Raw genomic sequence first — 20,385 nt, 5'->3', positions numbered from 1 at the left:
CAGTATAGAGCGAGATGTGCACAATACGCTCCAGCCCCTGATCCACCGGACCCGCCGTGACCATCCAGACCCTGCCTGCCATCCTGACGAACCTGCACAACGCGGCGGTGGCCGCCGGGCGGCCAGATCCGGTCCTGCTGGCGGTCTCCAAGACGCAGCCGGCCGAGGCCGTGCAGGCCCTGGCCGCGCAGGGCCAGCGCGCCTTCGGGGAGAACTACGTGCAGGAGGCGCTGGCCAAGATCGAGGCCTTGGCGGCGCTGGGCCTGGAATGGCACCTGATCGGGCACCTGCAGTCCAACAAGGCCGAGCTGGCTGCCCGCCATTTCGACTGGGTGCAGAGCGTGGACCGGCCCAAGCTGGTCACCGCGCTGGCCACGCACCGCCTACCCGGCCGGCCGCCGCTAAACGTGCTGATCCAGGTCAACATCGATGACGAGGACAGCAAGCACGGCTGCGCGCCGGAAGACATCGATACCCTCGCCGCCGCCATCGCCGCGGCGCCGCAGCTGCGCCTGCGCGGGCTCATGGCGATCCCCGCGCCCTGGCCGGACGCCGAGCGTCGCCAGGCCGCCTTCACCCGCATGGCCGCGCTGTTCGCCACACTGGCCGCAGCGCATCCGCACGTGGATACGCTGTCGATGGGCATGAGCAGCGATTACCCTGAGGCCATCGCCCACGGCGCCACCCTGGTCCGCATCGGCACCGCGCTGTTCGGCGCCCGCCCGCGACCGGCCTGAGTGCCCCGCCCGTTCCAAGGAGAGTTCATGAGCACGTCCCCCATCACCTTCATCGGCGGCGGCAACATGGCCCGCAGCCTGATCGCCGGCCTGGTCCGCCAGGGCGTGGCCCCGGCCAGCCTCCATGTCGCCGAGCCGGTGACCGAACTGCGTGAGCAGCTGACCGCCGAATTCGGCGTCAAGACCTATGCCAGCGCGAGCGAGGCCGCCGCGCAGGGCACGGTCTGGGTGCTGGCAGTCAAACCGCAGGTGCTGCGTGATGTCTGCGCCTCGCTGACCGGTATCGCCCAAGGCAAGCAACCGCTGGTGGTCTCCATCGCCGCGGGCATCACCAGCGGCCAGCTGGACCGTTGGCTGGGCGGTGGCATGGCGGTGGTCCGCGCGATGCCCAACACGCCCGCCCTGCTCGGCGCCGGTGTCACCGGACTGTTCGCCACCGCCACGGTCAGCGCCGCGCAGCGCGCGCAGGCCGACACCGTGCTGGCCAGCGCCGGCCGCACCGTGTGGATCGATGACGAAGCGCGCATGGATGCCGTCACCGCCGTCTCCGGCAGTGGCCCGGCCTACGTGTTCCTGCTGGCCGAAGCGATGGAAGCGGCCGGTATCGCCCAGGGCCTGCCCGCCGACGCGGCCCGCACGCTGGTGGTGCAGACGCTGCTCGGTGCGTCGCGCATGCTCGATGAATCCGGCGAAGCCCCGGCCGAACTGCGTCGCCGCGTGACCTCGCCGAACGGCACCACCCAGGCCGCGATCGAGCGTTTCCAGGCCGACGGCTTTGAAGCCATGGTCGCGCGCGCGATCGACGCGGCGACGACGCGCGGGCAGGCATTGTCGGCGGCGAATGATTGACGACCAAGCGCAGCCACGCATGGCGTAGCTCAACCCCCTACGTTTACGGGAGACATGCACATGAAGATCCTGCTTGTCGGTGCCAGCGGCACCTTGGGCCAGGCGGTCGCCAGCACACTTGGCGTCCACCATGAACTGATCCGCGCCGGCCGCCACGGCGGCGATGTGCAGGTCGATCTGACCGACGATGCCAGCGTGCAGGCGCTGTTCGCGAAAGTGGGCAAGGTCGATGCCGTGATCGCGACCACCGGCCGGGTCCACTTCGGTCCGCTGGCCCAGATGCGGCCGGCCGACTTCAACCTGGGGCTGCAGGACAAGCTGCTTGGCCAGGTGCGGCTGAGCCTGGCCGCCCAGCATCACCTGAACACCGGCGGCTCGATCACCCTGACCAGCGGCATCATCAGCGCCCAGCCGATCCGCGATGGCGCAAACGCCACGGCGGCCAATGCCGCGCTGGAAGGTTTCGTGCGCGCCGCCGCCTGCGAACTGCTGCCGCGGGGGCTGCGCATCAATGCCGTGAGCCCGAATGTGCTGGCCGAATCGATGGATGACTACGGCGCGTACTTCCCGGGCTTTGAACCGGTGACCGCGCAGCGCGCATCGCTGGCCTACCAGCGCAGCGTGGAAGGGATCCAGAGCGGGCAGGTATTCACTGTCTGGTGAGGCCGACGCCGGCCAGCGGCCGGCACTACTCCCAGCGGCGCGGGCCATCGCCCTGATCGCCGAGCGCATCGCCGGGGTTGGTCAGACGGCAGCGCTTCAATGACAGGCACCCGCAGCCGATGCAGTCGGTGAGCTGGTCACGCAGCAGCAGCAACTGCTCGATGCGCTGGTCCAGCTCGCTGCGCCACAACGCCGACATCTTCGCCCACTCGGCCTTGGTCGGCGTCTTGTTCTCCGGCAGCGCCGCAAATGCGGTCGCGACCGCCTCCAGCGGCATGCCGACCCGCTGCGCCACCCGGATCACCGCCAGCCGGCGCAGCACATCGCGGGCGAAGCGACGCTGGTTGCCGGCGGTGCGCAGGCTGCGGATCAAACCCTTGCGCTCATAGAAATGCAACGCCGATACGGCCACCCCGCTCCGTTTGGCGACCTCGCCTACACTCAGTTCCTGCGCGATCACTGCTTGACCTCAACCATGGTTCAGGTGGCATCCTGCGCGCCGCTGGGGGTGCACTGCAAGCCCGGCCCTCCTCCCGATGTCTGGAACCCGCATGTCCGCTGAAGTTTCCTCTCCGCCCACCACCGCTCCGGTGGAGGACACGCCGATCCCCTCGATCCTGTCGCCGGCGTACCGGGCGACCACGATCGGCATGGTCGCGCTGGTCTCGCTGCATGGCTTCGAGGCGTTGGCCGTGGCCGCAGCGATGCCCACGGTGGCCCATGACCTGGACGGGCTGCGGCTGTACGCGCTGGCGTTCGGCGGCACCCTGGCCACCAGCGTGATCGGGATGACGCTGTCCGGGCGCTGGAGCGACCAGCAGGGCCCGGCGCGCCCGCTGTGGCTGGGCCTGGCGTGCTTCATCGCCGGCCTGCTGGTCGCCGGCTTCGCCCAGCACATGCCGGTGCTGGTGCTTGGGCGCCTGATGCAGGGGCTGGGGGCCGGCGCGATTTCCGTGGCGCTGTATGTGCAGGTCGGGCGCTCGTTCCCCGAGCCGATGCGGCCGCGCGTGTTCGCCGCATTCTCCGCCGGTTGGGTGGTGCCTTCGCTGATCGGCCCCAGCATCAGCGGCCTGATCGTGCAGCACCTGGGCTGGCGCTGGGTGTTCCTGATCGTGCCGCTGCTGGCCATTCCGGCGGCGTTGCTGCTGCGCCCGGCCCTGCGCCAGGTCGGCGTGGTGGCCGCGGGCAGCACCGGCCGCAACGTGGTGCCCTGGGCCGTGGGTGCCTCCCTCGGCGCGCTCGCGCTGTATGTCGGCGGCCAGCAGCAGGGATGGCTCGCGCCCGCGCTGCTGGTGCCGGCCCTGGCCGTGCTGGCACTGTGCAGTTGGAAGCTCCTGCCTGCCGGCACGTTGACCCTGCGCCGCGGCCTGCCCAGCGTGATCGCGCTGCGTGGGATCGCGGCCTCTGCGTTCTTCGGTTGCGAAGCGTTCCTGCCCTTGCTGCTGCAGCGAGAACGCGGCCTGACCCCGCTGTTGGCGGGCGTGGCATTGAGCCTGGGCGCCTTGGGTTGGTTTGCCGGCTCGTGGCTGCAGGGCCACCAGCAGCGGGGCTGGTCACGCCGGCAGTTGCTGCAGTCCGGCGCGCTGTTGATGTGCGTGGGCATCCTGGCCACGTCGCTGGCGATCCAGCCCGGCATGCCGCTATGGTCGGCGATGGTCGGTTGGGTGCTGACCGGGCTGGGCATGGGGCTGATCTATCCCAGCCTCTCGGTGCTCACGCTGTCGCTGTCAGCGCCGGCACACCAGGGCGCCAACACCTCCGCCCTGCAGCTCAGCGAGGCCTTGGGCGTGGCGACCACGCTGGCCGTTTCCGGTTCGCTGTTCGCGCTGTTCCTGGAGGGCCGGGAAGCACTGGGCTACCTGCTGACCTTCGCGATCATGCTGGTGCTGGCGATGCTCAGCGTGGCGGTGGCGCGGCGGATCTGAGCGAGGTGGCATGGCGTGCGCCTCCTCACGGATGCGTGTCGCCGACCTCTTTCAGATCCTCACGCAGGATGCGGCGGATCTCCAGCACGGCCTGCGGGGTCTCCTGTACGCTGTGCCCGGAGAGGATAACCTTCTCCGATACCGCCCCCTCCAGATGCGCGCTCCAGTACGGCACCAGGCCATCGTCGGACTGCAGCAGCGGCACGTCCGGTTTACGCTGGGCGATGATCGAGTGGTACTTCAGGCCCGGGGTGATCGGCAGTGCACCAGCCGCCTTCACGAAGGGATCGCTGGCCTTGAGGTTGTCGATGCTGTTGGGCACCTGCAGCTTCGTGGTGGTGTTGGCCGATTCGGATTCCTGCAGGGTCAGGAACACATCCTCGAACTTGCCCAGGATGGTGATCGGCAACCGCACCAGCCGGCCGATCAGGCGCCCCAGCCGGTTGCCCGCGATGTCCGTGCCCTTGTGCGGCGCGGCGATGAAAATCACCCGCTCCACGTTCGGCTCGGCGGTGAAGTGCAGCAGCGGGCCGAGCTTGGCTTCGACGCGCTTCAGGCGCTCACCCTTGAGATCGTAGTTGGCCAGCAGATCGTTCCACAGCACATCGCCGGAGGAGGTCACCAGCAGGCGTGCAAGCACGCCGCCCATGCTGTGGCCGATGAACACCATGTCCTTGGCGGCCGACGTGCTGCCGGTCGGGTCGAAGTGCTTGAGCGTGTTGTTGAAGGCCTGGTTGATCTCGTAGCGGTTCAGCGCGATCGGGGCGTTGGTCGGGTAGTACACCTGCCAGACCTGGAAGTGCCGGCGCAGCTCGGGATCGCCCATGATCTCGTTGGCCACGTTGACCCAGGCTTCCGGGCTGCTGCCCAGGCCGTGCAGCATGAAGATGATGCGGCGGTTGGGGTCCCACGGCTGCATCAGGTACATGTGCGGTGCGCCGATGCCTTCGCTCATGCCGAACAGCGTGCGCAGCGACTGCGTGGCAAAGCCGGACTGGGCAAGCCACAAGCCGTAGGCCGCGGTGAAGTTGCCCGCCAGCGGTACCTTCTCACCGTGCAGGTCCACGCTCTCGGTGGACTCGGGCGAGTACACATCAAACAGCACCTGGGTGGTATCGAGCACCTGCTGCAGATTGTCGCCCTTGAAGCGCAGCAGGGCGGTGGCGTTGATCGCCGACATCTCGCTGTACTGCGGAATCTCCGCCTTCCCGCCGTCGGCCGGTGCAACCAGCTTGGGGGGGTCCATGATCACCACCAGCTCGGCGCCGAAGCCATCGCGGCGATAGGTGCTGCGCAGCCCGGCAAAACTCACCGCCGAGGCGGACACCATCCGGGTCGGGATGCTCTGCATGCGCAGCTCATCGAAATCGGAGGTCAGCGTCCAGCGCTCCCCTGCCACGGCCGCGTTGTAATCCTCGCCTTCCAGCGCACTCTCGCGGCTGCGCTTGAACACCACCGAGGCGGTCTGCTCGGCGGCGTAATTGTAGTAATCGCGCACCTGCGTCTGGCGATCCTCGAAGGCGCGGTCCGAAGGCGTGCGCCCGCTGAAGAACAGGTACGCATACGCATACCGCGCCGCTTCCAGCCATGCATCCAGCGCGGCATCGGACATCGGCGTTTTCTCGCGGTCCTTGGGCTTGGGGGTCAGCGCGAGCGCGGTCTTCACCCAGAGCTCGGACTGCGCCGACAGGCGCTGCTCTTCGGGCAGGACATCGGTGTCGGCGAGGGTCTTCTGGCAGGCAGTCACATCCTTTTCGCACTGCGCCACGTCCATGCCGATCACGCTCAGCGTTTCCTGCGAGGCGGCGCTGAGCTTGCCCGAGGTGAGCACGTCGCCACGCTTGTTGGCCAGGTACTCGGTCGGGGCCACCTGCTTCATGGTGACCATCGCACAGCCGCTGGAGAGCAGCAGCGAGAGCACCACGGCCGTCATCGGCAACGCGCGGTGCGCGAGCAGTTTCACAATGGATCTCATGGAACGCTTCCCTGCCCTGTCCCCGGAACATCCCGGCGGATCACCTGTGAAAAATCATCGTTTGCATTGCTCGCCCGCGCACGGTCGGTAATCCGCCCGCGTGCCTTCAGCGTCTCGAACGGTACCCCCGGCGTGAGCACCCCCAGATCGCGCGCGTATTCGGCGAAATAGCCCGAGGCCAGCAGCCGGTAGTCCATCGGCAGGCCCGGTGCGATCTGCTTGGCCAGTTCGTACACAATGGTCGTGCAGTTGCTGGTCAGCGTGTTGTAGAACGCCGGCGCGGCATCGAGCCTGCGGGCCTCGCCGAGGTAGGACACGAACAGCGCCTTGAGCTGCTCCTGGGTCATGCCGTGCAGGCGGTACAGATAGACATCTTCGCCCCGCGCATTGGTGCGCGTGCGCACGATGTCGGTTTCCTCCGAGGCGACCAGGGTCATCTCGAACTTGCGGAAGAACCCGCCCAGCGCGGAGAACGACTCGCCGCGCTCCTTGCGGATCTCCAGCGAGAACACCAGGTAGCGACCGTCGTCGAAGCCGAACGAGATCAGCGTGTGCGCGATCATGGGGCCCATCCAGTAGGACAGGATCAGGTCGGCCGAGCGCAGCTGGTCCAGGTTGTACTCGCGGCGCACCCAGCGCGCGTCGTAGTCGGTCTCGCTGCGCCAAGTGAAATCACGTACGTTGTCGAGCACCACACGCGGGCCATCCACCTCGACCACCTTCGCCCGCTGGGCGACATCATCGGCCCAGATGCGATCCTGCCGCGGGGTGAGCAGCAGCCACCAGATGCCCGAGACCACCAGCGCCACGCCGTACAGCACGCCCGGCCAGCGCCCGGCGCGCGCACGCGCCACCCCGATCGCCCCGGTGACGGCGAACACGACCCACAGCCCGACCAGCAGATACCGCACCCAGCCCGGACCCGGCAACTGGTAGGCCAGCAAACCGGTGATCCACAGCGCCGCCAGCAGCATCAGCAGCGCCAGCCCCCATCGTCCTGCCTTCTTCACGCATCGATCCGTCGTCTATCCGGGGCGCTAGTTAGCCATAACCCCTGTGTGCGCCGCATGTCGAGCCTGTTCAGCTTCGGGCCGCCGTTCACCCCGGGCCCCGCACCGGCTGGCTCCGCCCCCCGGGCCGGTCGCATACTTGCGCGATCAACGGCCATCAAGGAAGCGCCCAGCATGCAGGGTCTGACCACCGTGGGCGGGGTGCCCATCCAGCGCCACCATCTGCTGCGCTGCCATTGCGGGGCCGTCGTCCTGCGCCTGCATCTGCCGGACGGCGTGGTCTCACCCCGCCGCTGCGACTGTTCGATGTGCCGGCGACGCGGCGCGATCGTGGCCTCGGTGAAGCTGGCCGATCTGGAGATCGTGCAGGGCCACGACGCACTGCGCCTGTACCAGTTCAACACGCATGTGGCCCGACACCACTTCTGCGGCGTGTGCGGCATCTATACACATCATCAGCGCCGCTCTTCACCGGACGAATACGGCTACAACGTCGGCTGCCTGGACGGGGTCAATCCCTTCGATATCGGGCAGGTGCCGGTCAACGACGGGGTCAACCACCCTTCCGATGCCAAGCGTCCTTAGCGGCGGCCCGGGCCGACCTTCTGCCACGGGGCCATGCCTTTGCGCCCATGCAACAGCGGGCGCTTGAGCGGTAGCCGGCGCGGCATCGGGATGCCCACCCCGGGCGCGGCGGTATCGTCCTGGCGCAGTGACTCGGCGCGCTGGCCGACCAGCAGGGCCGCCACTTCCTCCAACCCGTTTCGCATGGTCCGGGCGACCGTCTGCAGGGGATTCATGGCGTGTCTCCAAGCGGTGTGGGGACGATCTACGCTAATGGCGCACCGGCATGGACACCGTGAACGGAATGGGTCAAAAAGATGAAATCGGGGGTCCGGGGAGGCAACGCCGTTCAGTGTTTTGCCGCCGGATCGGGCCGGCCCTTGCCCAGGCGCCGCACCAGCACGAAGAACAGCGGCACCAGCAGGATCGCCAGCAGCGTGCCGGAGAGCATGCCGCCGATCACGCTGACACCGATCTCGCGCCGGCTCACCGCACCAGCGCCGGTCGCCAGTGCCAGCGGAATCACGCCCGCCACGAAGGCCAGCGAGGTCATCACGATCGGCCGCAGGCGCAGGCGCGCGCCCTTCAGTGCCGCCTCCACCGCCGAGCTGCCCGCGCGGTACTCGGCCTCGGCGAACTCCACGATCAGGATCGCATTCTTGGCCGATAGACCGATCGTGGTCAGCAGCCCCACCTGGAAGTAGATGTCGTTGACGAAGCCCGCCGCGGTGGTGGCGATCACCGTGCCGATCACGCCCAGCGGGATCACCAGCATCACCGCCACCGGCACCGTCCAGCTCTCGTAGAGCGCGGCCAGGCACAGGAAGATGAAAGCAATGGACGCCGCATACAGCCACAGCGTCTGATTGCTGGAGAGCTGCTCCTGGTAGGACAGCCCGCTCCACTGCAGTTCAAAACCGGGCTGATCGGCCACCAGGGACTGCATGGTCTGCATCGCCTCGCCCGAGCTGCGCCCTTCGGCGGCACTGCCTTGGATCTGCATCGCCGGCAGGCCGTTGAAGCGCTGCTGCAACTGCGGCCCGCGCGACCAGTGGCTGCTGGCGAAACTGGCGAACGAGGCCATCTGCCCGTTGCTGCCGCGTACGTACCACTGGCCGATGTCGTCGGGCACGCTGCGGTAGGGCTGGTCGCCCTGCACGTACACACGCTTGACCCGGCCGCGGTCCAGGAAGTCGTTGACGTAGGTGCCGCCCCACGCCGAGGACAGCGTTGAATTGATGTCGGCCTGGGCCAGGCCCAGCGCGCTGGCCTGCGCCTGGTCGATGTCCAGATGCAGCTCGGCCTTGTCGCCAAGACCATTCAACCGCACCGAGGTGAGCCGGTCGTCATCGCTGGCGGCCTGCACCACCTTTGCCTGCGCGGCCTGCAGCGCCGGCCGGCCGGCAGCGCTGTTGTCCTGCAACCACAATTCGAACCCGCTGGACTGTCCCAACCCACGCACCGCCGGCGGCGCCAGCACGTTGACCTTCGCATCGGGCAGGTTGCGGAAGTGCGCGTTGGCGCGGGCGATGATCGCCCCGGCGCTGTGCTTGGCATCGCGTTCGGACCACGGCTTGAGCGCCATGAACCCCTGCCCCGCGTTCTGCCCGGTGCCGGCGTTGTTGCGGCCGACCACCACGAACACCACGTCCAGGCTGTCCTTCTCGTGTTCCATGAAGTAGCGGCTGATCTGCTCGCCGAGCGCCTCGGTGCGCGCCATCGGCGTGCCTTCCGGGGTGGAGAACTGAAACGTCACCTGCCCTTGGTCCTCCACCGGCAGGAAGCCGGTCGGCATCCGTGCATACAAGGCGACCACACCCACCACCAGCAGCACGTAGAAGGCCATCCAGCGCCGCGGGTGCGCCACGATGCCGCCCAGCTTGCCGCGATAGCCGTTCTGGCTGCGCTCCACGCCGCGGTTGAACCAGGCGAAAAAACGGCCCGGTGGCTTCTGCGCGCTCGATGGCTTGAGCAGGGTCGCGCACAACGCCGGGGTGAGCGTCAGCGCGACCAGTGCCGACAGCGCCATCGCCGAGGCGATCGTGATCGAGAACTGCCGGTAGATGATGCCGGTGGAGCCGCCGAACAAGGCCATCGGCAGGAACACCGCGCCGAGCACCACGGTGATGCCGACCAGCGCACCGGTGATCTCGCCCATCGATTTCTCGGTCGCCTCGCGCGGCGGCAGGTGTTCCTCATGGATGATGCGTTCGACGTTCTCCACCACCACGATGGCATCATCCACCAACAAGCCGATCGCCAGCACCATCGCGAACAGGGTGAGCGTGTTGATGGTGAAGCCGGCCACCGCCAGCACGCCGAACGTGCCCAGCAACACCACCGGCACGGTGATCGCCGGAATCAGCGTCGCGCGCAGGTTCTGCAGGAACAGGAACATCACCACCACGACCAGCACGATCGCCTCGATCAGGGTGTGGATGACACCCTCGATGGAGACCCGCACGAACGGCGTGCTGTCGCGCGGGTAGGCCACTTCCAGCCCGGGCGGGAAGCTCGGGCGCAGCCGCTCGATCTCGGCGCGCACCGCATCGGCGGTTTCCAGCGCATTGGCGCCGGAGGCCAGCGTCACTGAGAAGCCTGCGGCGGGATAGCCGTTGAGGAAGCTGCTGGTCTGGTAGTTTTCCGCGCCGATTTCCACCCGCGCCACATCGCTCAGGTGCACGGCCGCGCCGCTGGGCAGGGTGCGCAGGATGATCGCGCGGAACTGCTCGGCGGTCTGCAGCCGCGACTGCGCGGTGACGGTGGCGTTGAGCGCCTGCTCCGGCCCGGTTGGCAACGCGCCCAGCTCACCGGCGGTGACCTGGGTGTTCTGCGCCTGGATCGCGGTGCGCACATCCGAGGGCATCAGATCGAACGCGCGCAGCTTGTGCGGGTCCAGCCAGATACGCATCGCATAGGGCGAACCGAACACGTTGATCTCGCCCACGCCGGGAATGCGGCTGATCGGATCCTGCACGTTGCTGACCAGGAAATCGGAGACGTCCACCCGCTCCATGCGCCGGTGGGTGTCATACAGCGACACCACCATCAGCGAATCGCCCTGCGATTTGGCCACGGTGACGCCCTGCTGCTGCACTTCCTGGGGCAGCCGGTTGATCGCCTGGTTGACGCTGTTCTGCACCTGCACCTGGGCGATATCCGGGTTGGCGCGCTGGTCGAAGGTGACCGTGATCCGCGCCTGGCCCGAAGATGAACTGGTGGAGGAGAAATACAGCAGGTGGTCGATGCCCTTGATCTGCTGCTCGATCACCTGGGTGACGCTGTCCTCCACTGTCTGCGCCGAGGCACCGGTGTAGTTGGCGGTGATGTTGACCTGCGGTGGCGCGATGTCCGGGTACTGCTCCACCGGCAACTGGGTCACCGCGATCGTGCCCAGCGCCATGATGCAGATGGCCAGGACCCAGGCGAAGACCGGGCGGTGGATGAAGAAGCGCGGCAGCATCGGCGGCTCAGCCTTCGCCGGCCGGCGCGGCGGCGGGCACCGTGGCCGGTGCGGCTTCGCCGGCAGGCTTGATCCGGACCGTGGCGCCTTCGCTCAGCCCCTGGCGGCCACTGAGCACGACCTGCTCACCGGCACGCAGGCCATCGAGCACCAGCCACTGGTCTCCCACCGCGCGCGCCGTCGCGAACGTGCGTTGATGCACGCGCCCGTCCGCGCCCACCACCCACGCCAGCGCCTCGCCCTTCGGGCTGCGGTCCACGGCGGCCTGCGGCACCAGCAGGGCCTGCTGGCGCGTGCCCTGCCCGACCCGGGCGCGCACGTACATGCCGGGCAGCAGCTGCCCCTGTGGATTCGGGAACTGCGCGCGCAGGGTGATGCTGCCGGTTTCCTGGTCCACATCGATATCGGCGAATTCCAGCGTGCCGGTCACGGCGTAATCGGTGCCGTCGGACAGTTTGAGCTGCACCGGCGCGGTCGTCGCTTCCACGCCGCCCTCGGCGATCGCGCGGCGCAGCGCGAGATACTCGTTGCTGGACTGGGTGATATCCACGTTCATCGGATCCACCTGCTGGATGCGCGCCAGCGGCTCGGCCTGGCCGTTGGTCACCAGCGCGCCCGGGGTGAACAGCGCGCGGCCGATCCGCCCGCTGATCGGCGCGGTCACCCGCGCAAAGCCCAGGTTGGTGCGTGCGGTATCGCGCACCGCCTGCGCCGCCTGCACCGCCGCCTCGGCCTGGTGGTGGGTGGCCACCGCATCATCCACGTCCTGCTGCGCCGCCAGTTGACCGACGCCGAGCTGCTGCATGCGCTTCGCACGCAACCCCGCCGCCACCGCACTGGCCTCGGCCGTGCGCAGGTTGGCCTGCGCTTCGTTCACCGAGGCCTGGTACAGCGCCGGTTCGATCTGGAACAGCGGCTGCCCGGCTTTCACCATCTCGCCCTGCTCGAACAACCGCGCCTGCAATACCCCGGAAACCTGCGGGCGTACATCCGATTCCTGAGAGGCCACCGTGCGCCCGGGCAATTCCTGGGCCATCGCCAACGATTGCGTCTGCAGGGTCAGCACCGTCACCTCCGGCGCCGGTCCCTTTGCCTTGGGCGCTTCCTTGCTGCAGGCGGCCAGCCCCAACGCCACGGCCAGCCCCAGCAGCGGCAGGCGCCAAGGGCCGCACAACAGGCCGGGGGCCGGGGAGGACGGGAGCGGATCGGTCATGGGGGACGGTATTCCAGGCGTGAACGGGGCACATGGACCCGGGCGGCAGGGCCACTGCTCGGGGCGAATATAGGAGAAGCGGGGCGAGGATCCGGCGAAAACCGCATGAAACATTTTTCATTTGCAGTCCCTCCGGGGGGTTGCGACGATGCACCGGTCCCAATCGTCAAAGTGGCCCATGCCGCGCGTACTCACCATCGAGGACGACCTCGTCACCGCCGAGGAAATCGCCACGGAACTGCGCAGCCACGGCTTCGAGGTGGACCGGGTGGGCAATGGCGAGGACGGCCTGGCCATCGCCTGCCGCGGCGACTACGCCGTGATCACCCTGGACCGCATGCTGCCCGGCATGGATGGCCTGGCCCTGGTCACGGCCCTTCGGCGCCAGGGCATCACCACCCCGGTGCTGATGATCAGCGCCCTTTCCGATGTGGATGAGCGGGTCCGGGGCCTGCGCGCCGGCGGCGATGACTACCTGACCAAACCCTTCGCCTCGGATGAAATGGCCGCCCGCGTGGAGGTGTTGATCCGCCGCCATGGGCAGCCAGCCGTGGCGGAGAACCAGTTGCGCGCCGGCGACCTGGAGCTGGACCTGATGACCCGCACCGCCCGCCGCGCCGGCGAGGAGATCACCCTGCTGCCGACCGAGTTCAAACTGCTGGAATTCCTCGTGCGCAACGCCGGCCAGGTGGTCACCCGCACCATGTTGTTCCAGGAGGTATGGGGCTACCACTTCGATCCCGGCACCAACCTGATCGACGTCCACATCGGCCGCCTGCGCAAGCGCATCGACCAGCCCGGGCGTGCCCAGCCGATCCGCACCGTGCGTGGCACCGGCTATGTCCTGGACGACCATGTCTGATCACTGGCGTTCCTCCAGCAGCCGGCTGCTTGGGCTGTACTGCGTGCTGTTCGTCGCCTGGTCCAGCGTACTGCTGGGGGTGATGTACTGGCGCGTCTCGGACTACCTCAACGACCTCGCCGAATCCGGCCTGCAGCAGCGCGCGCACCTGTTCGAGAAGTTCGAGGGCCAGGCGCTGGACGATGCGCTGCGCGACAGCCTGCGCTACGACCTGCACGGGGCGTATGCCTACGGCATTTTCAGCCGCAGCGGGCAGCCACTGGCTGGCCCACTCCTGGCGATTCCCGATGGCCTGCGCATCGACGGGCACGCGCAGGCGGTGGAACGCTGGTCCCTGCGCAGTGGGCCGATCAAGGCGCCCGGGCGCGCGCTCGGCGTGGAAACCCAGGATGGCCGCCTGCTGGTGTTCGTTCGCCAGAGCGGCAAGCTCACCGCGGTCAACAGCATCATCCTCGATGCGCTGCTGTGGGGCGTCTCGTTGACCATCATTCCCGGTCTGGCCGGCTGGCACATCCTGCGCCGGCGCCCGCTCAAACGGATCCAGCAGATCGAGGCCGCGACCAACCGCATCATCGCCGGCGACCTCGGCCAGCGCCTGCCCGTTTCCGGCCACCCGGATGAGATCGACCGCCTGTCGAGCATCGTCAACGCCATGCTCGAACGCATCGAGCAGCTGATGACCGAGGTCAAAGGGGTATGCGACAGCATTGCCCACGATCTGCGCACCCCGCTCACCCGTCTGCGTGCGCATCTGTACCGCACCCGCGTCGGGCTGGAGGAAGAGGACCCGCGCGCGGCGCAGCTGGACAAGGCACTGACCGAAACCGATATGTTGATGGCGCGTTTTTCCGCACTGCTGCGCGTATCGGAACTGGAAAGCCACCAGCGCCGCTCCGCCTTCGTGGAACTGGATGCGGGCGAGCTGCTGCAGGAACTGCACGCGTTCTACCTGCCACTGGCCGAGGAGAAGGACCAGCAGCTGCTGCTGGAGATCGACCCGCAGGTGGGCACGCTGTGGGGCGACCGCGAACTGCTGTTCGAGGCGCTGGCCAACCTGCTCTCCAACGCGCTGCGCTTCACCCCGGCGCAGGGCCGGATCGTGCTGCGCGCGGCGGACGACCACGGCGCACCACGCATCGATGTGATCGACAACGGCCCCGGCATCCCGCCGCAGGATCGCAGCCTGATCTACCAGCGCTTCTTCCGCGGCGGCAGCGGCGGCGAGACGACCGAGGGCTTCGGGCTGGGGCTGTCGATCGTGGCCGCCATCGCCGGCCTGCATGGGTTCCGGGTCCGCGCCGGGGACGCGCCGGGCGGCGGCGCATGGCTGAGCATCCGCTGCGCGGCGGAGGGGCTTCGCTGACATCCGGCCGCCTGCACATCGCGGCGATGCGGTAGCCACTAGCATCGGCGGCGACGTTTGATTCGCTGCAAGGTGTACCCCTCGATGTCCTCATTGCCCGGCCCGCGCTTCCTCAACACCGTCCTGCTCGGCGGCAGCACCCCCGAGAAACTCGATGCCGCCGCAGCCGCCGGGTTCGCACAGGTCGAGCTGTGGCGCGAGGATGTAGCGTCTTCGTCGGTAGCCGAGGTCCACGCCATCCTTGCGCGCACCGGCCTTCAGCTCACCGATGTGCAGGTGCTGCTGGATTTCGACGGCGCTTCGGCTGCCACCCGCGAGGGCAAGTGTGCAGAGGCACTGTCATTGCTCGCGCTGGCGCACGACATGGGCGCACGCACGGTGCTGGTGCCCGCCTGCACAGCGACCGACTACGTGCCCGACCGCGTCACCGATGATCTGCGCTGGCTGTGCGCGCGTGCCGCCGAACGTGGCCTGCGCATCGCCTACGAAGGCATGGCGTGGAGTCGCCTGCATTCGACCCTGCCCTCGGCGTGGCAGCAGATCGAGCAGGTCGGCGCGCCGAACCTGGACAGCGTGGTCGATGCCTTCCACCTGTTCGCCGCCGGGCGCACCGCCGACGATCTGCGCGACGTGCCGGTGGAGCGCATCGCGCTGGTGCAGCTGTCGGATGTGCTGACCCAGCCACTGCCCGGCCAGGTCACCACGCAGGCGCGCCATCACCGCTGCCTGCCGGGCGATGGCCTCTGGCCGCTGGAGACGCTGATCGATGCGCTGGCCGCGATGGGATACAGCGGGCCGATCGGGCTGGAGGTGTTCAACGATGCGCTGAAGGCACGCGATCCCCGTGACGTGGCGCGTGAGGCGATGGCCGCGTTGGAGGCCGTGCTGGCGGATTGATAGCTACCTTGTGGCAGCCCATCAGTCGGCGGAGCGTTACTGCTGGCCATCCTCAGCGCCGGCCCAGCTGCTGACTGAAGTCACGCGGGCCAGCGATCCGTAGGTGGGATCCTCGGCGACTACCTCAAAGGAAACAACGACCTTTGCCTGCCCATCCCTCATTGCGTGGCCCTCCGTTGCGGGATGGTAGTGCCACCTCTGAGCGCGCGCAGTGACCCAGTTGTCCAGCTCAACTGAACCGCTGGACTGCATAAGCTGCACCGCACCTGCGACGCCCTCAGCGGAGACATCCACGCCCACCAGCACCGGCCCACTCATGCCGATGGTGGCCCTAAATACCCTCACATTCTGGTCTCCGATCTTGGTGTCATCGGAAATCTCAGCGAAGCAATCTTTCTCCAGACACTCGAGCTTGGCGCCAGGGCGACCACTTCCATCGCGTCTTCTGAAGTCATCGATCAAGGTGTAGTTACTGCTGACTTCACTGCATAGGAAGTCCTCGGGATCATCCGAACGTGCGAACGATGCAGACCTGGAGCAGTTGGAGACATGCTTGGACAGCGAGGACTGAATCGGGCGGAAGCACTCCATGCTGTACGCGCGACCATCGTGCCCTGTGCAGCGCTGCAGTTCAGCCAGGTCCGCGCGGATAGCGACCTTGCGTGCGTCAAGCTCAGCCGCGTTCTGCAGCCGACGCTCCATCTCAGACTGTTCAAGGCGCCGCTGCTCGATTTCCTTGTGGACTTCCTCGGAGGCAAGGCGCTCTTCGAATGAACGCTGCATCCTTTGCAAGCGATCCATCGAAATGACCTCGACGGGCCTTGAACCGCAATCAGTGTCGATATGACGCCAGGCCCCTTTGCACCATTCGATGACGAAGTCGTCCTTGAAGGTCTCCTGCTCACCCGCCTTCCAAGACTCCATCCGATCCTTGGCAAAGCGTAATCCAATCTTTCCTTCCAACTGACGATAGTGCTCCGCCAGTGTCGTACGTGCGCCCTCCTCTTCTGCGGCACGCTGCTGGAGAAACTCATAAGATGCAGCGCCGCCAGCGCGCAAGGCCAGTACTGTCCGGCCTTGAACCCGATACCGCTTGCGTTCTGGGAAGGGCACCTCCGTGATACTGACGGGCCTGACCTGCACGACCTCAAGCAGGTCATTACCGATTGGCCCAACACCCCTGAATTTCACCTCGATAGGGCTGTTACGCCGCGCCTCAGTGATTCTATCGACCGTAGGGGAAGACGGTCCCATCCATGAACATGATGCTATCAATGGAGCAAAGCCAAGACCTATGATCCATTTCCTGATGTCCATCGTTCCCTCGATGTAGTGAATGCGGGGATTGTAGACGGAGACTATCTCCATCGGCAGCCCAACCACGCTGGCGATCGAGGTGATCCCCGTTGGTCGCGCCATACATGCGCAGCCTTCAGCGTGGCTCTACAGCCGCCTTCGCGATAGCCGGCCACTGCGCGGCGACCTCCTCCACACTGCCGGCCGGCACCGCCCGCAGATCGCGCGGATAGTGCACACCCTCGGCCTCGGTCAGCCGCGTGGCATGGAACTGGCCGTTGCTCGCACGCAGGATCCAACCGCCTTCGCTGCAGGCGCGCGAGGCCAGGAACACGACGCCTGGTGCTACGTTTTCTGGATGAAGCTCATCCGGCTCGCCCTCTATGCCCCACATGCGGGTCTTGGCGACCGGCGACACCGCATTGACCACGATGCCATGCGCCGCACCCTCGGCCGCCAGCACGTTGACGATCCCAACCGCGGCCGACTTCGCCGCCGCGTACGCCGCCAGCCCGTGCTGCACGTACTGCGGATACAGCGCGCGGTCGGAGGTGGTCAGCACGATGCGGCCATGGCCCTGCGCCTGCATGGCCGGCCATGCCGCCTGCGCCAGCCACAGCGGCGCCTTGGCCGCGACCGCCATCATGTGGTCGAAACGATCCTCATCCACCGCATCGATCTGCTGATACTCGACCCAGCCAGCATTGTGCAGGATCACATCCAGACGGCCGTGTCGCTGCAGAATGTCAGCGACCCGTGCGGCAGCCGCAGTGCGGGTAACAATGTCATGGTGGCTGGCCTCGACAGGGAGCCCCTCTGCACGCAGACGCGCTACAGCGTGATCGATCCGCTGCGGATCGCGGCCGGTGCCGTCCGGCGTGGCGCCCACGTCCTGCATCACCACGTGTGCGCCGCGCTGCGCCAGCAATCGGCTGTAAGCGAAGCCGAGCCCACCCGCGGCACCGGTGACCAGGGCCACCTGCCCGACGAAAGAAAGTGTGTCGTTGATCGTCATGCGGACAGCATCCGCCCTGGTCAGCGCGGATGCCAATACCGATGAGAGCTTGCTGCGATACTCAGGGCGTATCGCGCGCGCGATGCTCAGACGTGCGTGGGCTCGACGATCACCGCCGTGCCGTAGCAAAGCACTTCAGTCAGGCCGGTCATCACATCGGTAGCGTCATAGCGCATCGCGATGATCGCGTTGGCGCCCAGCAGCCGCGCATGGTTGGACATGTCCCGGTAGGTCTCTTCGCGCGCCTGCTCGCACAGCTGCGTGTAGATGGTGATGTTGCCGCCGAAGATGGTCTGCAGCCCGCCGAGGAAGTTGCCCACGATGGAACGCGAACGCACGGTGATGCCGCGCACCACGCCCAGGCTGCGCACCACGCGGAAGCCGGGCAGCTCCATCGCCGTGGTCACCATCGCATCGTCGAGCCGGGTTGCCGGGCCTGCGCGGCCACCGCTGTTGTAAGGATCTGCCATTGCTGCCTTATCCAGGTTGAGAGTATCGATCCGGCCAGCACGCAGGGTGCGGCTGGCGCTGGCGGAAGGATAGCGCCAAGGCAAGCACGGATGTGATGCCACGTGATGCCCCAGCGGCGCCCCTATACCCCGCCGAGCCGGACCACCTGGTACACCGCCACATTCTGCTCGGCCAGCGCCCGCACCACCTCGGGAATCAGCTGCATCGGCAGGTCCACTTCGTAGCCGTGCGGACGCGCGTGCAGGAGCGAGGCGTCGAAGTCGAAGGCAGGATTGTCTCTGGCGCGTTGAACGAGGAACGTGGTGATCGCATCGCGGGCGATGTCCTCCGATTCCCCGACTTCGAAATACACCCGGTACAGCGTGTCGCCATAATCATCGGGCGTGCCGTGCACGGAAGTCACCGTTGGGTCGGTCATCGCGTCCTCCTGTGTTGGCGCAAGCGCCGGGCCAGCCGAAACCATACACCTCGGTCGGTCCACAGCGCCTGCACACAGTCGCACTTCCGGCAGCCCTCAGCGCCCCCGCGGATCCACCAGATCGCTCTTGCTCCTGGCAAACACCGGCGCCCCCACGTCCAGCTCCGCATCACCCACCGGCCGACCCGCCAGGAAGTCCGTGATGCCTGCGGCGATGGCAGGGGTCCCGAGCCACAGCTCGTTGTCGTGGCTGGCCCCGCGCACCCGCAAGGTGCGGCTGTCGCTGAACCCCGGCCGCAGCGCCTCGGCGTTGGCTGGCGGCGTGCGCCCATCCAGCGTGCCACTGATGAACAGTACCGGCACGTTGCTGCGCAGTGGCCCCCTGAAAGCATCGCCAAGATCGACCAGCCCCAGCCCATCCCCGAGCGCCGGGAACGGGAAGTTCAGCGCATCGCCAAACAGGCTCTCGCGTGATTGCGCCTCGGCCAGTGCGCGGCGCTGCGCAGTCTGGCCCGAGGCCACATCCATCGCCAGCGACATCGCGCCGTAGCTGCCGTACTCACTGCGCAGCAGCAGGACCATCGCCGCCAGCAGATCGTAGTCGCCGTTCTCGGCATCGCGCAGGATCAGCGGCAGCCATTGCTGGGTCATGCGGCGCCCGAGACAGGCGCTGATCGCCAACTGCGCGTCATACGCGCCGATCATCACCGGCTTGCCACCGTGCATGACACTGCGGCCCTGACGCGGCTGCTCGCGCAGTGCTGCCAGCACGCGCGTGGCCGAGCCGGTCAGATCATCGAATCCCGCCCCCTTGGCCAGCACGCTCAACTCCGCCAGCAACGCATCGGCCGACAGCGGCAGCTTCAAGGTGTCATCGGGCCCTTCCGTCCCCATCAGCACCACGCGGTCCAGACCGGCGCCGTGCAGGCGCACCGTGGCCAGCGCCAGATGCGTGCCATAGCTCATGCCCCACAGGCTGATCTTCGGCACCTTCAACGCACGCCGCAGGTCCTCCAGATCGCCGGCACTTTCCGCGGTGGTGTAGGCCCCCAGGTCCACGCCCGTCTCCCGCCAGTACGCCACGCAGCGGGCGGCAACGTCACGCAGCGCGGCGAGCGCGGCATCGCGCTGCAGCGGCTGTGCATCGTCGAACGTGTGCTCGTGCGGGCACGGCGGCGGCGGCTCGGACTCGCCCGCCCCGCGCTGATCAAGCAGCAGCACGTCGGTTTCGCGCCGGACCTGATAGAACACCGGCCAGCGCGGTCCGCGCGCGGTGCCGATCCCTGAGCCACCTGGACCGCCGGCCAGATACACCACCGGGGCCGCACTGCCATCGCCGCCGGTCGCCGGAAGGCGCACCACCCGCAGGCGCATGCGCGGTCCGTTGGGATCGGCATGCCGACGCGGCACCTCCAGATAGCCTGCCTCGGCGTCGATGGTGCCGTGCTTCTGTGTCTCGAACGCATACGGGGTGAATACCAACGGCGCCGGCGCATCGACTGCCAGCACGGGCGCACCGACCAGGGTCAGGCAGAGCGCTGCCCACCGCGTGACCCGCAGGCACAGGCCGGGAGCAGGAGAACGGAACAGGGACATCGGGACATTGGACATGACGGACTCCGGGTGGGAGGTAAGGGAATCGAGCGCCGAGTGAGGGCGCATGC

At 67.6% G+C, this 20,385-nt stretch carries 19 protein-coding genes; 8 read left to right on the top strand and 11 right to left on the bottom strand.

Annotated elements, in window-relative coordinates:
* Positions 1 to 56: 56 nt before the first annotated feature.
* The 3 genes from AC06E9_RS19120 to AC06E9_RS19110 are packed head-to-tail and all read left to right on the top strand — an operon-like array spanning position 57 to position 2,249.
* Entirely contained in the window at positions 57 to 737 is a 681-nt protein-coding gene (locus AC06E9_RS19120) for a YggS family pyridoxal phosphate-dependent enzyme (protein ID WP_282259742.1), read from the top strand.
* 27 nt (positions 738 to 764) lie between these two features.
* Positions 765 to 1,586 (top strand): pyrroline-5-carboxylate reductase, encoded by an 822-nt coding sequence (gene proC, locus AC06E9_RS19115; protein ID WP_478050434.1) that lies wholly within the window; start codon positions 765 to 767, stop codon positions 1,584 to 1,586.
* Positions 1,587 to 1,646: 60 nt separating this feature from the next.
* Positions 1,647 to 2,249 (top strand): short chain dehydrogenase, encoded by a 603-nt coding sequence (locus tag AC06E9_RS19110; protein ID WP_478056629.1) that lies wholly within the window; start codon positions 1,647 to 1,649, stop codon positions 2,247 to 2,249.
* Between the two features lie 25 nt (positions 2,250 to 2,274).
* On the opposite strand, the gene soxR is transcribed toward AC06E9_RS19110, so the two are convergent.
* A complete protein-coding gene (soxR, locus tag AC06E9_RS19105; protein WP_183073810.1) occupies positions 2,275 to 2,709 on the bottom strand; it encodes a redox-sensitive transcriptional activator SoxR in 435 nt (144 codons plus the stop codon).
* 91 nt (positions 2,710 to 2,800) lie between these two features.
* Between soxR and AC06E9_RS19100 the strand changes: the two genes are divergently transcribed.
* Entirely contained in the window at positions 2,801 to 4,174 is a 1,374-nt protein-coding gene (locus AC06E9_RS19100) for an MFS transporter (RefSeq protein WP_478056628.1), read from the top strand.
* 25 nt (positions 4,175 to 4,199) lie between these two features.
* On the opposite strand, the gene AC06E9_RS19095 is transcribed toward AC06E9_RS19100, so the two are convergent.
* Together AC06E9_RS19095 and AC06E9_RS19090 are read right to left on the bottom strand one after the other, a co-directional pair.
* Positions 4,200 to 6,149, bottom strand: coding sequence for an esterase/lipase family protein (locus AC06E9_RS19095; protein WP_478056627.1), 1,950 nt, complete (start codon positions 6,147 to 6,149; stop codon positions 4,200 to 4,202).
* Positions 6,146 to 7,123 (bottom strand): Lnb N-terminal periplasmic domain-containing protein, encoded by a 978-nt coding sequence (locus AC06E9_RS19090; RefSeq protein ID WP_478056635.1) that lies wholly within the window; start codon positions 7,121 to 7,123, stop codon positions 6,146 to 6,148. The genes AC06E9_RS19095 and AC06E9_RS19090 overlap by 4 nt, the downstream gene beginning before the upstream one ends.
* 210 nt (positions 7,124 to 7,333) lie before the next feature.
* On the opposite strand from AC06E9_RS19090, the gene AC06E9_RS19085 reads away from it, so the two are divergent.
* Positions 7,334 to 7,744, top strand: coding sequence for a GFA family protein (locus AC06E9_RS19085; RefSeq protein ID WP_152153575.1), 411 nt, complete (start codon positions 7,334 to 7,336; stop codon positions 7,742 to 7,744).
* On the opposite strand, the gene AC06E9_RS19080 is transcribed toward AC06E9_RS19085, so the two are convergent.
* From AC06E9_RS19080 to AC06E9_RS19070, 3 genes are all read right to left on the bottom strand, one after another.
* Positions 7,741 to 7,959 (bottom strand): hypothetical protein, encoded by a 219-nt coding sequence (locus AC06E9_RS19080; protein WP_121043093.1) that lies wholly within the window; start codon positions 7,957 to 7,959, stop codon positions 7,741 to 7,743. The two genes, AC06E9_RS19085 and AC06E9_RS19080, sit on opposite strands and share 4 nt — an antisense overlap.
* A gap of 113 nt (positions 7,960 to 8,072) precedes the next feature.
* A complete protein-coding gene (locus AC06E9_RS19075; RefSeq protein ID WP_478056626.1) occupies positions 8,073 to 11,186 on the bottom strand; it encodes an efflux RND transporter permease subunit in 3,114 nt (1,037 codons plus the stop codon).
* 7 nt (positions 11,187 to 11,193) lie between these two features.
* A complete protein-coding gene (locus AC06E9_RS19070) occupies positions 11,194 to 12,399 on the bottom strand; it encodes an efflux RND transporter periplasmic adaptor subunit (protein WP_478056625.1) in 1,206 nt (401 codons plus the stop codon).
* A gap of 178 nt (positions 12,400 to 12,577) precedes the next feature.
* On the opposite strand from AC06E9_RS19070, the gene AC06E9_RS19065 reads away from it, so the two are divergent.
* The 3 genes from AC06E9_RS19065 to AC06E9_RS19055 all read left to right on the top strand — a co-directional run bounded on the left by AC06E9_RS19065 (position 12,578) and on the right by AC06E9_RS19055 (position 15,521).
* Positions 12,578 to 13,261 carry a response regulator transcription factor gene (locus tag AC06E9_RS19065; RefSeq protein ID WP_282259772.1) on the top strand — a complete coding sequence of 228 codons (684 nt, stop codon included), beginning with the start codon at positions 12,578 to 12,580 and terminating at the stop codon, positions 13,259 to 13,261.
* Positions 13,254 to 14,624 (top strand): sensor histidine kinase, encoded by a 1,371-nt coding sequence (locus tag AC06E9_RS19060; RefSeq protein WP_478056624.1) that lies wholly within the window; start codon positions 13,254 to 13,256, stop codon positions 14,622 to 14,624. Before AC06E9_RS19065 ends, AC06E9_RS19060 begins: the two co-directional genes overlap by 8 nt.
* Positions 14,625 to 14,708: 84 nt before the next feature.
* Positions 14,709 to 15,521, top strand: coding sequence for a sugar phosphate isomerase/epimerase family protein (locus AC06E9_RS19055; protein ID WP_478056623.1), 813 nt, complete (start codon positions 14,709 to 14,711; stop codon positions 15,519 to 15,521).
* A 36-nt stretch (positions 15,522 to 15,557) separates the two neighbouring features.
* On the opposite strand, the gene AC06E9_RS19050 is transcribed toward AC06E9_RS19055, so the two are convergent.
* From AC06E9_RS19050 to AC06E9_RS19030, 5 genes are all read right to left on the bottom strand, one after another.
* Positions 15,558 to 16,940: a TonB family protein gene (locus tag AC06E9_RS19050; protein WP_121043083.1), complete on the bottom strand. Its 1,383-nt coding sequence runs from the start codon at positions 16,938 to 16,940 to the stop codon at positions 15,558 to 15,560.
* 13 nt (positions 16,941 to 16,953) lie between these two features.
* Positions 16,954 to 17,832, bottom strand: coding sequence for an SDR family NAD(P)-dependent oxidoreductase (locus AC06E9_RS19045; protein ID WP_461770549.1), 879 nt, complete (start codon positions 17,830 to 17,832; stop codon positions 16,954 to 16,956).
* Positions 17,833 to 17,918: 86 nt separating this feature from the next.
* Positions 17,919 to 18,302 (bottom strand): YbjQ family protein, encoded by a 384-nt coding sequence (locus AC06E9_RS19040; protein WP_121043079.1) that lies wholly within the window; start codon positions 18,300 to 18,302, stop codon positions 17,919 to 17,921.
* A gap of 122 nt (positions 18,303 to 18,424) precedes the next feature.
* A complete protein-coding gene (locus AC06E9_RS19035) occupies positions 18,425 to 18,721 on the bottom strand; it encodes a hypothetical protein (protein ID WP_226956720.1) in 297 nt (98 codons plus the stop codon).
* A gap of 96 nt (positions 18,722 to 18,817) precedes the next feature.
* Positions 18,818 to 20,332, bottom strand: coding sequence for an alpha/beta fold hydrolase (locus tag AC06E9_RS19030; RefSeq protein WP_478056622.1), 1,515 nt, complete (start codon positions 20,330 to 20,332; stop codon positions 18,818 to 18,820).
* Between the last annotated feature and the right edge of the window lie 53 nt (positions 20,333 to 20,385).

This window comes from Stenotrophomonas sp. Steno-Z10-BAI (genome assembly GCF_056393115.1).
The sequence above is the reverse complement of the archived record's forward strand: the minus strand, read 5'-3'. Positions and strand labels throughout refer to the sequence as shown.

Coding starts and splice junctions, on each gene's coding strand:
- AC06E9_RS19070 (WP_478056625.1), bottom strand. CDS start 12,399: ATGACCGATCCGCTCCCGTCCTCCCCGGCCCCCGGCCTGTTGTGCGGC.
- AC06E9_RS19110 (WP_478056629.1), top strand. CDS start 1,647: ATGAAGATCCTGCTTGTCGGTGCCAGCGGCACCTTGGGCCAGGCGGTC.
- AC06E9_RS19085 (WP_152153575.1), top strand. CDS start 7,334: ATGCAGGGTCTGACCACCGTGGGCGGGGTGCCCATCCAGCGCCACCAT.
- AC06E9_RS19080 (WP_121043093.1), bottom strand. CDS start 7,959: ATGAATCCCCTGCAGACGGTCGCCCGGACCATGCGAAACGGGTTGGAG.
- AC06E9_RS19035 (WP_226956720.1), bottom strand. CDS start 18,721: ATGACCGACCCAACGGTGACTTCCGTGCACGGCACGCCCGATGATTAT.
- AC06E9_RS19095 (WP_478056627.1), bottom strand. CDS start 6,149: ATGAGATCCATTGTGAAACTGCTCGCGCACCGCGCGTTGCCGATGACG.
- AC06E9_RS19040 (WP_121043079.1), bottom strand. CDS start 18,302: ATGGCAGATCCTTACAACAGCGGTGGCCGCGCAGGCCCGGCAACCCGG.
- AC06E9_RS19060 (WP_478056624.1), top strand. CDS start 13,254: ATGTCTGATCACTGGCGTTCCTCCAGCAGCCGGCTGCTTGGGCTGTAC.
- AC06E9_RS19055 (WP_478056623.1), top strand. CDS start 14,709: ATGTCCTCATTGCCCGGCCCGCGCTTCCTCAACACCGTCCTGCTCGGC.
- AC06E9_RS19090 (WP_478056635.1), bottom strand. CDS start 7,123: ATGCTGCTGGCGGCGCTGTGGATCACCGGTTTGCTGGCCTACCAGTTG.
- AC06E9_RS19045 (WP_461770549.1), bottom strand. CDS start 17,832: ATGACGATCAACGACACACTTTCTTTCGTCGGGCAGGTGGCCCTGGTC.
- AC06E9_RS19065 (WP_282259772.1), top strand. CDS start 12,578: ATGCCGCGCGTACTCACCATCGAGGACGACCTCGTCACCGCCGAGGAA.
- AC06E9_RS19050 (WP_121043083.1), bottom strand. CDS start 16,940: ATGGCGCGACCAACGGGGATCACCTCGATCGCCAGCGTGGTTGGGCTG.
- proC (WP_478050434.1), top strand. CDS start 765: ATGAGCACGTCCCCCATCACCTTCATCGGCGGCGGCAACATGGCCCGC.
- AC06E9_RS19100 (WP_478056628.1), top strand. CDS start 2,801: ATGTCCGCTGAAGTTTCCTCTCCGCCCACCACCGCTCCGGTGGAGGAC.
- AC06E9_RS19030 (WP_478056622.1), bottom strand. CDS start 20,332: ATGTCCAATGTCCCGATGTCCCTGTTCCGTTCTCCTGCTCCCGGCCTG.
- AC06E9_RS19075 (WP_478056626.1), bottom strand. CDS start 11,186: ATGCTGCCGCGCTTCTTCATCCACCGCCCGGTCTTCGCCTGGGTCCTG.